We start from the raw sequence: 13,648 nt of genomic DNA, 5'->3' as shown, positions 1-13,648 counted from the left end.
GTTTTCCTTTCCCGGATTCCGCGTCAGGGCAGCCTGGGCAGTGCCAGATACCGGTCGGTGATCTCGTGGGCGAACGCCATGATGGTCCCCTGCGGGCTCACCCCGGTCGCGCCGGGCAGCACCGACGCGTCGCACAGGTGCAGCCCGCGGAGGCCGTACGGTCGGCCGTATCCGTCGCACAGCCCGCCGCGTTCGGGCAGGCCCATCGGGCACGAGGCCATGGCGTGCACCGATACCAGGTCCCAGCGCCGCGGGTCGGCTCGCGGGACGAACGCCTCCGCCTCCTCGACGGAGCGCAACACGCGCCGTTCGGGCGCGTACAGCTCGACCGCGCCCGCCGCGAACAGCACCCGCGCCGCCTGCCGCAGTCCGAACCGCAACAACTCCCGGTCGCTCGCCCGCAGATGATGCCGCAGGAGCAGGCCGCCGGCGGGCAACGCGGTGACGCGGACGCTGCCGGACACCCGGACCTGCACCGTGTACGTCCCGACGTGGTCGATGTCCGCGAGCAATCGCTCCAGCACCCGCGGCGCATGCCCCGCGAGGCTCGCGGCCAGGGTGCCGGGGGTGAGGTTGGCCGGCATGACCAGGATGCCCAGGTCGGCGAACTCGTGGAGCTGGGTGGTGAAGATGGTCCCGTCCCGGGCCGCGACGGGGTCGGCGAAGCGCGCGTTCACCCGCAGGTTGACGTGGATCGCGGTGTGTCGCCCGGCCCGGCGGGCGTGGATGCCGCTGCGTTGCAGCAGCGCGGGTGTACCCAGGGCGCCGGCGGCGAGGAAGACGACGTTCGGCCGGTAGGTCGTCCGCCGCCCGTCGGGGCCCACCGCGTGTACCGCGGTGACGGTGCGCCCGTCGTGCGCGATGCGGACCACCCGGGTGCCGGCGTCGACGCGCGCGCCCCGCCGCCGGGCCTGCGGGAGGTACGTGAGCGCCATGCTCTGCTTCGCCCCGGTCGGACAGCCCGTGGCGCAGCGGTTGCTGTGTCGGCATCCGCGCACCGCGCGGCGGGCGTCCTGTCGGCGCCACCCCAGGGCGTCCGCGCCGACCGCGAGCAGCCGCGAGTCCCGGTTGGCCGGCGGGCGTTCCGTGTGCGTGATCACCGACAACCGTCGGGTGACGTCGCGCAGGTGTGCGTCGAGGTCTTCGGCCCGATATCCGTCCACGCCCGAGCGCAGCGCCCAGCGGTCGAGCAGGTCGGCCGGCGGGTGCCACAGCAGGCCGCCGTTGACCACGGTCGTACCGCCGACGCAGCGCCCTTCGCCGAAGGCGATCGTCGGGCGCCCGTGGATCGGGGACAGCCCCGCGTTGCGGTACAGCCGCCGCATGTTCTCGGCGGGCGACGCATCGGCGATGTCCGCGACGGACACCTCGGGCCCCTCCTCCAGCACGATCGGTCGCCGGCCCGCGCGCGCCAGTTCCAGTGCGGCGACGGCCCCACCGGCGCCGGAGCCGATCACGAGGGCGTCGCAGTCGATCACCGCGGGTCGTTCGGCCATGCCCGCTCCGGGAGTTCGGTCCCCGCCGCCCGCGCCGCCACCGCCGGCCGCACGCCGTCCAGCGCCCCGTAGCACGCCAGGGTGCCGGTGGTGCGCACCACCGTGCCGAGCACCGGCAGCCGCTCCAGCCGCCCCGCACCCGCCGCCAACACCTCCGGCGACGCGACCTCGAGCCGACGCCCGGTCACGAGCCGGAAGGCCGCCGGCACCAGGCGCAGCAGCACGCCGAACGCCGCCCGATACGGCGGCGCCAGTGCGGCCAGGCTGCCCGCGACATGCCCGCCGGCGAGCGCGGCGGCCTCGGGCTCGCGAAGCGGCGGGTATCGGACCGCCCACACGCGCGCCAGGCCGCTCGCCCGCAGCGCCCGGGTGGTTCGCGCGAGCGCGCGCCGATCCGCCCGGTCCCGGGCGAGGGCCCCGAGGTCGGGTGCGCCGCTCACGCGGTGACCCTGTCCTTCACGAAGGCGGTGACCAGCCGGGTGACGCCCTTGTCCAGGACCCGGTCCAGGGCGGTGAGGAAGAGGTCGATCTCCTCGTCCTCGGCGATCAGCGGCGGTGCCGCGATCAGCGGGAGTCCGTGGTTGGAGCCGTAGTAGGTGAGCACGTCGTGGTCGTGGTAGAGCGCCGAGATCACCGCTCCGGTGACCAGTTTGGCGCGCAGTTGCGGGTCCTTGGCGAAGGGTCCGGGGAGCAGTCGGGTGACGCGGTCGAGCCGGGCGGGGCCGGCGTTGAGGAACACCCCGTGCAGCGCGCCGCGTCCGGTGGTCCCGGCGACGAGGCGGTGGTGCGTCTCGGCGAGTTTGGCCAGCCCTCTCCCGAGGCGTTCGCCGATGTGCCGGGCCCGGGCGGGGTAGTCGTCCTCGACCGCGATCGCGACGGCTTCGAGCGCGGTGACGGTCTCCTCGCCGAAGCCGTGGTAGGTGGTGCTGTGCAGGGTGGCGTCGGCGAGGTTGTCGTACGCGCGGCGGAAGACGTGTTCGCGACTCACGTAGCCGGAGATGGACGCCTTGCCGCCGCCGAAGGACTTGGAGGTGACGAGCACGTCGGGGATCAGGTCGCGGTGGCGCATGAAGTGGAACAGCGACCCGGTGCGTCCCCACCCGGTGAAGACCTCGTCGAAGACGAGCACGATGTCCAGTTCGTCGCACATCCGACGCACGGTGCGCAGGAATTCCTCGGAACACTCGCGCAGTCCGGACGCGCTGAACGGTTCGAGCACCACCGCGTACACGTCGCTGCCGCCGTCGCCGGTGCGGTGCCGGTCCAGGGCGAGGGCGAAGGAGTCCGGGTCGTCGTAGCCGAATCGGTCGGTGCCGGGCAGGCTCGGGAAGGGGAAGTGGATCTCCGGAGACGCGGTCAGGCTGCCCGCGCCCAGGAGTTTGCCGTGGAAGGCGATGTCGGTGTGCAGGACGGTGCCGCGCCGGCCGCGGTGGTATTTGTACGCCAGTTTCAGGGCGCCTTCCACGGCCTCCGCCCCGGAGTTGGGGAAGTAGGCGATGTTCAGGTCGCCCGGCAGCAGCATCGCCAGGTTGTGGCCGAGCGCGGCGACGTACGGGGAGAGGTAGTTCTTGTGCACCTCCATGCTCTTGCGCTCGGCGAAGCGGCGGCGTGCGGCCAGGATCCGCGGGTGATTGTGGCCGTGGTTGAGCACGCCCACACCGCCGGTGAAGTCGAGGACGCGGCGGCCGTCGCGCAGCGTGATCCAACACCCTTCCGCGTGTTCCACGAGGTCGCGGCCGAATCCGAACGAGCCGATCAGGGTGACCTGGCTGCGGCTGACGTGGCGCCGGTGGAGATCGTGCACCTCGTCGATCGACAGGTGCTCGCAGGCCTCGGCGTCGAGCAGTTCGCTCACGTCCCGTCTCCCGTTCGTAGACTGGCCAGACCGGTGCGTTCGTGGGCCCGCACCCGATCGGCGACGAGCCTGCCCGCGTTCCTGCCGTGTCGCACCGCGTAGTTGGTGCCGCGGTCCTCGGGGAAGACCTGCGCCATGCCGGCCATGTACAGGCCGGGTACCGCGCATTCCACACCGGGCACGATCCTCGAGTAGTTCCGGGTGATCACCGGTTGTGCGTGGTCCGCGCGCCAGACGTGGTAGCCGCGCACCCAGTCGTCGCGAAAGCGCGGGAACATCCGGCGCAGGTGGGGCAGGCTGTAGCGGAACACCTCCTCGTCGCTCATCCGATACAGCGTCGAGTCCTCGGGGAGGTATTTGGAGAGGTAGACGATGTGCCGGCCGCCGTAGTGGCCCGGATCGTCGAAGTTGGTGTGCTCGATGACGCCTACGTAGGGGAACGTGGGGTCGGTGACGTTGAGCCAGTAGGTGTCGGAGAGCGCGTGGGTGTTCTCCAACACCAGGCAGATGTTCGCCAGGTAGGGGATGCTGCCCAACTGGCGGCGCAGCGCGGGTACGGCGAGGTGTTCGTCGTCCTGGCCGGTCAGCATGTCGGCGAGCACGCTCGGCGCGGTGGTCACCAATACCCGGCGCGCGGGGACCACTTCGTCGCCGACGCGGACCCCGGTGACGCCGCCGTGATCGACCAGGACGGCGGAGACCGGGCTGTGCAGCCGCAGTCTGATGCCCAGTTCGCACAGTCGGGGTCGCCAGGCGTCGAGCAGGGCCCCGCACCCGCCGCGCAGGTAGTGCAGCACCTCGCGCCCGGATCTGCTGCGGCTGCCGCCGCGAAGGTGCAGTTTGGTCCACATCCAGGTGGCGCCGACCTGGGGGGCGTAGGCGCCGAACTTGCCTTCCAGGAGCGGTTGCCACACCAGGTCGAACACCCGGCGTCCGCCGATGCGCACGAGCCATTCCTCGGCGGTGAGCGCTTCGAGTTGGCGCCAGTGGCGTACCCGCGCGGCGCGCATCACCATCAGTCCCAGGCGTAGCCGGTCGGCGGGCGGCAGTGGGGCGAAGCGCAGCACGTCGAGCGGGCTGGACAGGCGGTGGATGGTGTTGGCGTGGTAGAAGCCGGTGCGTGCCGGCCGGCGCTCCACCAGGTGGCCGCGGCCGAGTTCGGCGCACAGCCGGAACATGTCGTGATCGGACTCGAACCAGTGGTGGTAGAAACGTTCGAGGTGTCCGTCGCCGACCTCGAAGGTGCCGGCCAGGCCGCCGATGCGGTCGTCCGCCTCGACGATCAGGGTTTTCAGGCCCGCCAGTCCCAGCTCGTGCGCGGCGGCGAGGCCGGTGAATCCGGCGCCGACGACCACCACGTCGAACCGGGTGTCGTCGCGGCTCACGACGCCTGCTCCTCGGGTTCGGCGAGCGCGGTCACCGGCGTGATCGGGTGTTGCCGGTCGCGTCGGGCGACCACGTAGGACGGGCGGCCGCGCGTCTCGTGGTGGACCAGGCGCAGATATTCGCCCAGCACGCCCAGGAGCAGCGCTTCGCCGCCGAAGGTCCACGCGGCGACCGGCATCGGCCGCCGGCGCACCGCGGAGGTGAGCGCGACGCCGCCGAGCCAGGCGACGCCGACGGCGGTCGGGAGCCGGGCGGGTGTGGCCGTGCAGGTCATCACGCCCCGGTGGGACAGGCTCGCCATCTTGCGCAGCGTGTACTTGGACCGGCCGGCCGAGCGCGGGGCCCGCCCGTATTCGATGCTGGTCTCGGCGAAGCCCGCCCAGCCGACGAGGCCGCGCAGGAAACCCGGGTCGCCGGACAGTCGGGTCAGGGTCTCCACGACCGAGCGGTCGAGCAGGCGGAAGTCGCCGGTGTCCAGCGCGATGGGATGGTCGGCGAGGGACTTGAGCAGGCGGTAGTAGACGTAGGCGGTGGCGACCTTGAACCGGGTGTCGCCGTGCCGCGCGACCCGGCGACCGGAGACGACGGGCCAGCCCTGGCCCCAGCGTTCGACCATGGCCGGGATCAGTTCGGGCGGGTCCTGGAGGTCGGCGTCGAGGGTCACCACGGCGTCGCCGCGGGCCTCGCGCAGTCCGGCCATCATGCCGGGCTGATGGCCGAAGTTGCGGGTCAGGCGCACGAGTTGCACGTGGTTGTCGGCGCGGGCCAGGGAGGTCAGGACGTCCCAGGTGTGGTCCAGGCTGCCGTCGTCGACGAAGACGATCTCGTGGTCGTATCCGTCGAGTGCCCGCATGACGGTGGAGATCCGGCGATGTGCCTCGGTGACCACCTCTCCCTCGTTGTAGCAGGGCACCACCACGCTGATCAGCGGCGTGTGCGGCGCGGGTCCGTCCGCCTTTCGCTGCGACACGGTGCGGACTCCTTCCGGTTCAGCCCAGGACGGCGTCGCGCGTCGCCCGGAACTTCTCGGCGGCGGCTGCGACGTCGTGCGGGCGGCTGAAGACGTCGACTCCGAAGTCGGCTCCCAGGTAGGTGTCGGTCAATCCCACCGTCAGGGCCAGGGACCTGCTCAGGACGTCGTCGGTACGGGGCAGCGCGCCGGGGCGATAGGTGTGTCCGCGGGCCGGGGGTTCCACCGGGCGGAAGGGGCAGGACGGGTGGTCGGGATCGGCCAGGGCCCGCAGTTCCGGCAGGCCCCCGTAGTGGTGTTTGGGCGAGTGCAGCAGGGTCTTGGAGCCGAGGCCCGAGGCGACCTCCTCGGCCGCCTCGCGGTCGTCGAAGACGTAGACCGCGACGGTGGCGCAGTCCCCTTCGGTGTCGTGCAGGACCCGTTCGGCGACGCCGGCGCGCGTGCCGATCGCGTCGGTGAGGTCGCGTTTGAGCCCGCGGGTGCGGGCCAGGACGTCGTCCAGGCGCGCCAGTTGCGCGCGCGCCACGGCGGCGCCGAACTCGCCCATCCGCAGGTTGAGGCCCAACAGCACGTCGCCGGGCCCGTCTTCGCGCGCGTAGGGGAACCAGCCGTGGTGGTGGAAGGAGTAGGCGCGCTGGAACGTGGCGGCGTCGCGGGTCAGCAGGAGGCCGCCGTCGCCTCCGGTGACGACCTTGAAGACGTTGAGCGAGAAGGCCCCGGCCTCGCCGATGCCGCCGAGCGGCCGGCCGCGATACGTGCCGCCGCACGCCTGTGCCGCGTCCTCGATCAGGAGCAGGTCGTGCTCGCGGGCGATGCGGGTGAGGGCGTCCATGTCGCAGGAGGCGCCCAGCATGTGCACGGGCATGATCGCGCGGGTGCGCGGGGTGATCCTGGCGAGTACGTCCGCCGGGTCGAGGGTGAGCGATTCGTCGATCTCGGCGAGTACGGGCGTCGCGCCGCTGTAGGCCACGGCGGACAGGCAGGCGACGTACATGTATCCGGGGACGATCACCTCGTCCCCGGGTCCGATGCCGAGCGCGGCGAAGGCGGTCAGCAGCGCCGACGTCCCGCTGTTGACCGTCAGGCAGTGCGGGGACGCGAGCCGGCTCGCCGCCTCCCGTTCGAGCCGGCGGCACTGCGAGTCCTGTGCCACGGGTTGGGAGTGCACCCCGACCGTGTTCTGCCAGGCGTCGAGGACCTCCGCGATGTTGCGTCGTTCCTCGTCACCGAAGGACGCGTACCCGGGACCGGGCATGCGACCGCCTCCTCACGTCGTGTTCGTGGCCGGTGCGGTGGACTCAGAACACCGTCGGGCAGAACGGCGCCGGGTCGTGGTGGAACGCCCGGGTCGCGGCCCGGAGCGCGCCCGCCCGGTGTTCGACCACCCGCCCGGCCGCGGCCAGTTGCGTCAACGAGGCGCCGCCGAGGTACACGGCACCCAACTCGCGTACGGTCAGGGCCAGATCGGCCGGGGCCGAGGTGCGCGCGCACTCGGCCTCGTGCGCGCCGGTGCGCAGTCGCCAACGGCCCTCGTTCCACGGGCAGATCGGGTCGGCGACCGCCAGTACCAGATCGACCTCGGCCCCGTAGCCGCGCCCGGCGAGGGCACGTCCGACGTCCACCGGGCGGGTGTAGAGCTGATCGCGCGCGACGGGCGCGGCACTGCGCGGGTCGTCGAGCAGGGCCAGGACCGCATCGTCGACCGGGCGGTCGGCGACCACCGTGCCGCCGAGGTCGACGTCCAGCAGGGCCCGCCACAGACTCGCGTACGCGGCCGGGTCGTTCGCGAACAGTTCGCGGACGTTCACCTCGTAGCGCGGGTAGGAGTTCTCCCAGCGGGCGGTCAACGCGTAGAGGGCGTATCCCCTCGCCGGTTCGCCGTCGTCGGCGCCGGCCAGCATGCACAACAGCCGTCCCGCGCCGCCGCGCCGCTCCGGCAGATCGAGCACGGCCCGGCGCATCCAGGTGTCGTCGCGCCGGAGCATGCCCGGCCGCCGGTCGATGGCGTGCTCGTAGAGCCGCGTGATCTCCGCACCGCATCGAGCCGGGTCCAGGACGCGCACGGGCGGTGGCGGGTCGGTGGGCGGGTCGGTGCGCGGCGCGGTCAACTCGCGGGAGGCGCGCGGTATTCGGATCCGGACGGCGCGGGTGGCGGAGCCGAATCCGAAGCGTCCGTAGATGGCCGGCTCCGTGGTGTGCAGTGCGGCGACCGCCTCTTCGCCGCGGTCGTACAGGCCGGCCAGGGTGCGTTGGAGCAGACCGCGCATGAGGCCGCGACGGCGGTGCGTGGGGTCCACGGTGACGTAGCCGATGCCCGCGATCGGCTGCCGACCGCCCGGGACGCTCATGTCCAGCGAGTACAGGGCGAGCGTGGCGCAGGTCTCGCCGGCGCGGTGCGCGAGCAGCGAGCGCTTCGGCTCGAATATGTCGCCGATGATTTTTCGATATTCCGGTACCGCCGCGTACCCGCCGTAGGCGAGGGCGACGACGTCGGCGAATTGGTCCCATGAATCCGGCGCACGGAAATCGTACCCGTCGACACGTGATCGGGTCTGATCCACAGGCAAAGGCACCTCGCAGACATGCGAAAGAGTTCGGGGTGCGCGTCTCATCGACGACCCGAACGGGAGAATTGGCAAAATGTGGCAGGCCACGGCCGATCGGCCGCCGAGTGATCTTTGTCGATCGCCGGACGATCTTTACAGGAAATCGGCCAACAATCATGCTTCACGTCGGTCCTGCGACTGTCAAGGCTTGTCGATGATTCGTTCGGGAAGCGATCACGCGAGGTCCGCTACCGATCGATCGAGCAGGAATTGATCCTTCCGTTCCGGCGTCCCGAAATCGGAACAGATCATTCTGCCGAATTCCATGAAGATTGCCAAGGTGCCTTGTGATCTACGGAACCGATCGCTAACACTCGAACGCGACGCCGACGTGCAGATACGCGTCTTCGCTGCGACCGAGGAGATCACATGAGCAATCCGAGGTTTATCGCCGGCAACACCGCCATCGACGACTGGCAGCAGCACGTGGAGGAGGACAACGGCACCGGGATCTACATCGACGTGGACACCACCGCGGGCAACTTCTCGGAAACCCCGGTGTACACGGCGAATCTGTGCGGGCGCGACTCCATGTGGACCACCACCGGTGGAAACACCATTTACACGCCGACCGCCAAGGGCTTCCGCATCTACGTGCGCTGGCAGGACGGCCGGCCGCTGCCGGTGGAATACGCGGTGAGTCACGGCTGGTATATCAGCTGGGTGGCGACCGAGGTCTGATCCGGCGTTTCGAATCACTGACGGGAAAGCCCTCGGCGACCCACCGACGAGGGCTTTCCCATCTTTTCGGCGTCGCGGCCGCGGCTTGTCACGAGTTGTTCGCACCCATGCGACAGGGGACTTCATCGACATGCAGAGGTTGCGCGAGACACAGGTTGCACAATTCCTGGGCCGAGCCGTCTCCCTCCCGCCCGACCGGACCGTCCTGGACCTCGTCGAGGCCCGGGCGTCGCGAGCCCCGCACGCCCCGGCCGTCGAATGCGCCGGCCGGGTCCTCGACTACGAGCGCATGACCCGGATGGCGAGCGCACTGGCCCGGGATCTGCACGAACACGGCACCGGACCCGGCGACCTGGTACCGCTCGCCGCCCGCAACGGCCTCGGCCTGCCGGTGGCCATGCTGGCCGTGCTCAAAACGGGCGCGGCGTTCGTGCCCCTGGACGCGACCTGGCCCGAGCAGCGGCTGCGCGGCATGATCCGGGCGTGCGACCCGAAGGTCGTGCTGTCCGTCGCCGGCCCGGACACGACGCGAGACCTCGCGACCGGTACGGCGCCGGGCGTCGGAGCCGGTACGCGCCGGGACACCGGGCCGACGTGGGGCGACGACCGCGATGCTCCGGTGACCGTCACGGTCGACCTCGACCGGCTCGGCCCCGCGACCGCCGACCGCTTCGGCCCGCCGGCCCGCCCCGACGACCTCGCGTACGGCTTCTACACGTCCGGATCCACCGGCGTACCCAAGTGCGCCCTCAACACGCACCGCGGCCTGCTCAATCGATTCCTCTACATGACCCACCGGTTCGTGGCCGACGACCCGGAACGGGTGCTCCAGAACAGTCGGCACACCTTCGACTCGTCGCTGTGGCAACTCCTGTGGCCGCTCACCCACGGCGGCAGCGTCGTCATCCCGGAGCCCCGGGGCATGCTCGACCTCGCCGCCACCGTCGACGTGATCGCACGGCACCGGATCACGATGACCGACTTCGTCCCGACGATCTTCAACAGCCTGGTCGAACTGCTGCACTCACAGCCGGAGTTGATACCACGACTCGGCTCGCTGCGACGGCTGCTGATCGGCGGCGAGGAGATCAACGCACGCGCCGTCCGGCTGTTCCACGAGATGTTGCCCGACGTCGCGCTGATCAACACGTACGGTCCCACCGAGGCCGCGATCGGGTCGGTCTTCCACGACGTGACCCGCGACCCCCGCAGTCCGCTGCCGATCGGCCGCCCCATCGACAACACGTGGGCGATCGTCCTGGACGAACACAACCGGCCGGTCGCGCCGGGCGAGATCGGCGAGATCCACATCGGCGGCGAGTGCCTGGGCCTCGGGTATCTGGGTGATCCTCGGCGCACCGACGCGGCGTTCGTGGCGAACCCGTTCGCCGAACTGCCCGGGCCGCGCATGTACCGCACCGGCGACCTCGGTCACCACGACGCGGACGGCGTGCTCTTCTTCGGCGGCCGACGCGACCAGCAGTTCAAGGTCGGCGGGGTGCGGGTCGAATCGGGCGAGGTCGAGCAGGCGATCGCCACACACCCCCGGGTCCGCGAGGCGAAGGTCGTGGCGCACGAGCACGGCGGCTCCACCTACCTGGCCGCCTTCGTCACCGTCCGCGGCGACACCTCGACCGACGACCTGATCCGCCACGCGCGCGCGACGCTGCCGGCCGAGTTGACCCCGAAACGCTTCGTGATCCTGGAGAACATGCCGCTCAACGGCAACGGAAAGGCCGATCGCGGCGCCCTGAAACGACTGCTCGACCGCCCGGTACAGGCCGGCGGCCCCGCCGCCCCGGTCCCGCGGGGCACCGCCGGCGGCGCGACCCGCCCCCCGCCGACCGCGGAACTCGCGCGGCGGGCACTGCTCGACCTGTGGGCCGAGGTGCTCCCGGAGCCCGTCGTACACGCCGACAAGGACTTCTTCGACAGCGGCGGCGACTCGCTCAGCGCCCAGCGCCTCGCCCTGGCCATCGCGGCCCGCTTCCGGATCGACTTCTCCGTACGCGACGTGGTCGCGGCCCCCACCGTGACGGACCAACTCGCGGCCCTGCGCGGTCGAACCGGGCCGAACGGCAACGGAAACGGAAACGGCGCCCCGATCGCCGCACGGCGGACCCGCCGGGATGCCGCCGAGCACTTCGACCACGACCCGGTGCTGCCCCCGGACATCCGACTCCCGTACACGCCCGCGGCAGCGCGCGTCGAGCACGTACTGCTCACCGGCGTGACCGGCTTCGTCGGCGCACAACTGCTGTACGACGTGCTTCGCCTGCCCGGGGTCACCGCGTATTGCCTGGTCCGCGCGGACGACGCGGAATCCGCCCGGGCGCGCGTGGCGGACAATCTGCGCCACTACGGCCTCTGGCGCGACGAGCACGCCGAACGCCTGCGCATCGTGGTCGGCGACCTGTCCGCACCGGGCCTGGGGCTGGACGACGCGGACACGCGCCGCCTCGCCGAGCGCGTCGATACGATCGTGCACGCCGGCGCCCTGGTCAACCTCGTGCGCGGATACGCGGCGCACCGCCCGGCGAACGTCGAGGGCACCGTGGAGATCCTGCGGTTCGCCACGCGGTGCCGACCCAAGGTGCTGCACTTCGTGTCCACCCTCGCCGCGCGCGGCCGGGCGCCGGTCCCCGACGGCCCCGGGTCCCGGGCGCCCGAGGCACCGTGGCCCGCCGTCGACGCGGCCACGACCGGGTACGGGCGGTCCAAGTGGGTGGCCGAACAACTCGTCCTCCAGGCGGCGGAGCGCGGCCTGCCGACGGCGGTGCACCGGCTCGGCGAGGTGATGCCCGCGACCGACACGGGCGTCCCGAACAACGGCTCCCGCACGGACCTGTTCATCCGGGCCTGCCTGCGGGTGGGCGCGCACCCCACGAATCCGCTGCTCCTGGACTACACGCCCCTGGACACCGTCGGCGCGCTGCTTGCCGCCGCCGTGGCGCACCACGAACGCGGCTGGTTCCACCTCCTGCATCCCACGCCCGTGCAACTCGGCGGGCTGCTGGGCGCGTTCGGCTCGGCCTTCGGGCTGGAGCCGGTCGGATACGAGACGTTCTGGGCGGCCCTGCACGACGCCTCGCTCGCCGCGCCCGGGGACCGCACCCTGGCGGGGGCACTGGCCGTACTGCCGGCGCCCGACGGGGATCCGCAACCGCACCGGAATCGGCTGGCCGACGTCTTCCAGGACGGCACGGCGCTGTTCTCCGTCGCCCGCGCCGAACGGCTGGCCCGGCGGATCGGGCTGCGACCGCCCGTCATCGACGCGAACGTCTTCGACCGCTACGTCCACTACCACCGGACGTCGACGCGCTCGTGACGCGACCGACGACCCGCCGGGGGCACCGACGCGAGCCCCACCCACCGCCCGGGACCGGTCGGTGGGGCTCGAACATGTCAGCGGATGGCCCGCCCCGGCTCGCGCACCAGGACGTGGCCGGTGCCGGCCGGCGCGTACACCGGGGGACGCGGCCGGACCCACACGTGGGCGAACGGCATGTCGTAGGCACCGACGGAGCCCACCAGGACCAGCTGCCCCGGGCGCAACGACGAGGGTCCGTCGACCACTCGAGCGAAGACGTCGCCCTCGTAGCAGTTGTTGCCGTACACGGCGTACGGCTCCCGGGCGGAGCCGGCGCCGATCGGGTCCCGCGTGCCGCCCGCGTCGGCCGCGTCGTCGGGGTCCGAAGGGACGAACTCGATCGGGTGGCTGCGGGACTTCACCGTCCGGGCGAGATTGGTGCCGGCGTCCAGCACCAGCAGGTCGGGGCCCTCGGCGCGGCGTTTGCGGACGGCCACCCGGGCGACGAGCACGCCGTGTTCCTCCGCCAGGCTGCGCCCCGGCTCGACGACCAGGTGCACGTCCCGGGGCCGCAGACCGAGCAGCCCGCACTCCTCGGCGACCTCGGCCGCGAACTCCGCCCAGGGCGCGGCCGGATCGGCCGTGTCGCCGCGCGGCGGAAACCCGCCGCCGATATTCAGGACGAAGGGCTCCGGGGCGTCGTGGGCCAATTCCGGCAACGTCTCGCGCCACAGGCGTATCGCGGCGCGGTACGTCCGCGGGCCCCGGACCAGGGTTCCCACGCCCAGATGCACGCCCCGCACCCGCACTCCCGCATCGGCGAGAATCCGCCGGGCGCGCGGCACCTCGTCGGGCATCAATCCGAATCGCGACCACTCCCCCGAATCGGTCCCGATGGCCAGGCGTAAACACACGCGCGGTCGCGGACCGCCCTCCGAAATCGCGGCGGCGACGTCTTCGACCTCCGCCGCCGAGTCGATCTGTACGCCGACCCCGAGAGCCAGGGCCCGGGTCAATTCCGCGGCATGTTTCACCGGGCCGTCGAAGAGGATGCGATCGGGCGGGAACCCGTCCTTCAGGGCGGTTTCGAGTTCCGGACCGGAGACCACTTCGGCCGTCGCCCCCAGTGCGCACAACAACCGTGTGAACGCCGTCAGTGGATTGCTCTTGTAGGAATACGCAAGGGTGAACCGCGGAAACCACTCGCGCCATGCCTTGTCCATCGCGGTGAAATCCCGCTCGACCCCGCCCGGGTCGACCACGTAAAAAGGTGTCGGTATTTCCCGGGCGATACGCTCGGCCGCGGCTTTCAGCCGACTTTCGATCACGACCCACCTCCGAATT

The 13,648-nt window shown here is 71.6% G+C and carries 10 protein-coding genes; 2 read left to right on the top strand and 8 right to left on the bottom strand.

Annotation, left to right across the window (positions count from 1 at the left end):
- Positions 1–23 precede the first annotated feature (23 nt).
- Genes EMA17_RS02060 through EMA17_RS02030 form a run of 7 tightly spaced genes read right to left on the bottom strand, consistent with a single transcriptional unit; the run spans position 24 to position 8,268 of the window.
- Positions 24–1,496 (bottom strand): GMC family oxidoreductase, encoded by a 1,473-nt coding sequence (locus EMA17_RS02060; RefSeq protein WP_126635101.1) that lies wholly within the window; start codon positions 1,494–1,496, stop codon positions 24–26.
- Positions 1,475–1,936 carry a hypothetical protein gene (locus tag EMA17_RS02055; protein ID WP_126635100.1) on the bottom strand — a complete coding sequence of 154 codons (462 nt, stop codon included), beginning with the start codon at positions 1,934–1,936 and terminating at the stop codon, positions 1,475–1,477. Before EMA17_RS02055 ends, EMA17_RS02060 begins: the two co-directional genes overlap by 22 nt.
- On the bottom strand, positions 1,933–3,351 hold the full coding sequence (locus tag EMA17_RS02050) for an aspartate aminotransferase family protein (protein WP_170222075.1): 1,419 nt from the start codon (positions 3,349–3,351) through the stop codon (positions 1,933–1,935). Before EMA17_RS02050 ends, EMA17_RS02055 begins: the two co-directional genes overlap by 4 nt.
- The gene (locus EMA17_RS53740) at positions 3,348–4,736 is read right to left on the bottom strand and encodes an NAD(P)/FAD-dependent oxidoreductase (RefSeq protein WP_126635098.1); all 1,389 of its coding nucleotides are present in this window, start codon (positions 4,734–4,736) and stop codon (positions 3,348–3,350) included. Before EMA17_RS53740 ends, EMA17_RS02050 begins: the two co-directional genes overlap by 4 nt.
- A complete protein-coding gene (locus EMA17_RS02040) occupies positions 4,733–5,707 on the bottom strand; it encodes a glycosyltransferase family 2 protein (RefSeq protein WP_126635097.1) in 975 nt (324 codons plus the stop codon). Before EMA17_RS02040 ends, EMA17_RS53740 begins: the two co-directional genes overlap by 4 nt.
- Before the next feature lie 19 nt (positions 5,708–5,726).
- Positions 5,727–6,962, bottom strand: a complete 1,236-nt coding sequence (locus EMA17_RS02035) for a DegT/DnrJ/EryC1/StrS family aminotransferase (protein ID WP_126635096.1) — start codon at positions 6,960–6,962, stop codon at positions 5,727–5,729.
- 43 nt (positions 6,963–7,005) lie between these two features.
- Complete coding sequence (locus EMA17_RS02030) at positions 7,006–8,268, bottom strand: GNAT family N-acetyltransferase (protein WP_160161274.1); 1,263 nt, start codon at positions 8,266–8,268, stop codon at positions 7,006–7,008.
- Between the two features lie 414 nt (positions 8,269–8,682).
- Here EMA17_RS02030 and EMA17_RS02025 point away from each other — a divergent pair, with 414 nt between their 5' ends.
- Together EMA17_RS02025 and EMA17_RS02020 are read left to right on the top strand one after the other, a co-directional pair.
- Entirely contained in the window at positions 8,683–8,994 is a 312-nt protein-coding gene (locus EMA17_RS02025) for a hypothetical protein (protein ID WP_126635094.1), read from the top strand.
- Between the two features lie 130 nt (positions 8,995–9,124).
- A complete protein-coding gene (locus tag EMA17_RS02020) occupies positions 9,125–12,322 on the top strand; it encodes a non-ribosomal peptide synthetase (RefSeq protein ID WP_126635093.1) in 3,198 nt (1,065 codons plus the stop codon).
- Between the two features lie 77 nt (positions 12,323–12,399).
- Here the strand turns inward: EMA17_RS02020 and EMA17_RS02015 are convergent, their stop codons facing one another.
- Positions 12,400–13,632, bottom strand: a complete 1,233-nt coding sequence (locus EMA17_RS02015; protein WP_126635092.1) for a type III PLP-dependent enzyme domain-containing protein — start codon at positions 13,630–13,632, stop codon at positions 12,400–12,402.
- Positions 13,633–13,648: the final 16 nt, after the last annotated feature.

Origin of the sequence: Embleya hyalina (assembly GCF_003967355.1) — a bacterium.
Classification (GTDB): domain Bacteria; phylum Actinomycetota; class Actinomycetes; order Streptomycetales; family Streptomycetaceae; genus Embleya; species Embleya hyalina.
The sequence above is the reverse complement of the archived record's forward strand: the minus strand, read 5'-3'. Positions and strand labels throughout refer to the sequence as shown.

Coding starts and splice junctions, on each gene's coding strand:
- EMA17_RS02060 (WP_126635101.1), bottom strand. CDS start 1,496: ATGGCCGAACGACCCGCGGTGATCGACTGCGACGCCCTCGTGATCGGC.
- EMA17_RS02035 (WP_126635096.1), bottom strand. CDS start 6,962: ATGCCCGGTCCCGGGTACGCGTCCTTCGGTGACGAGGAACGACGCAAC.
- EMA17_RS02025 (WP_126635094.1), top strand. CDS start 8,683: ATGAGCAATCCGAGGTTTATCGCCGGCAACACCGCCATCGACGACTGG.
- EMA17_RS02020 (WP_126635093.1), top strand. CDS start 9,125: ATGCAGAGGTTGCGCGAGACACAGGTTGCACAATTCCTGGGCCGAGCC.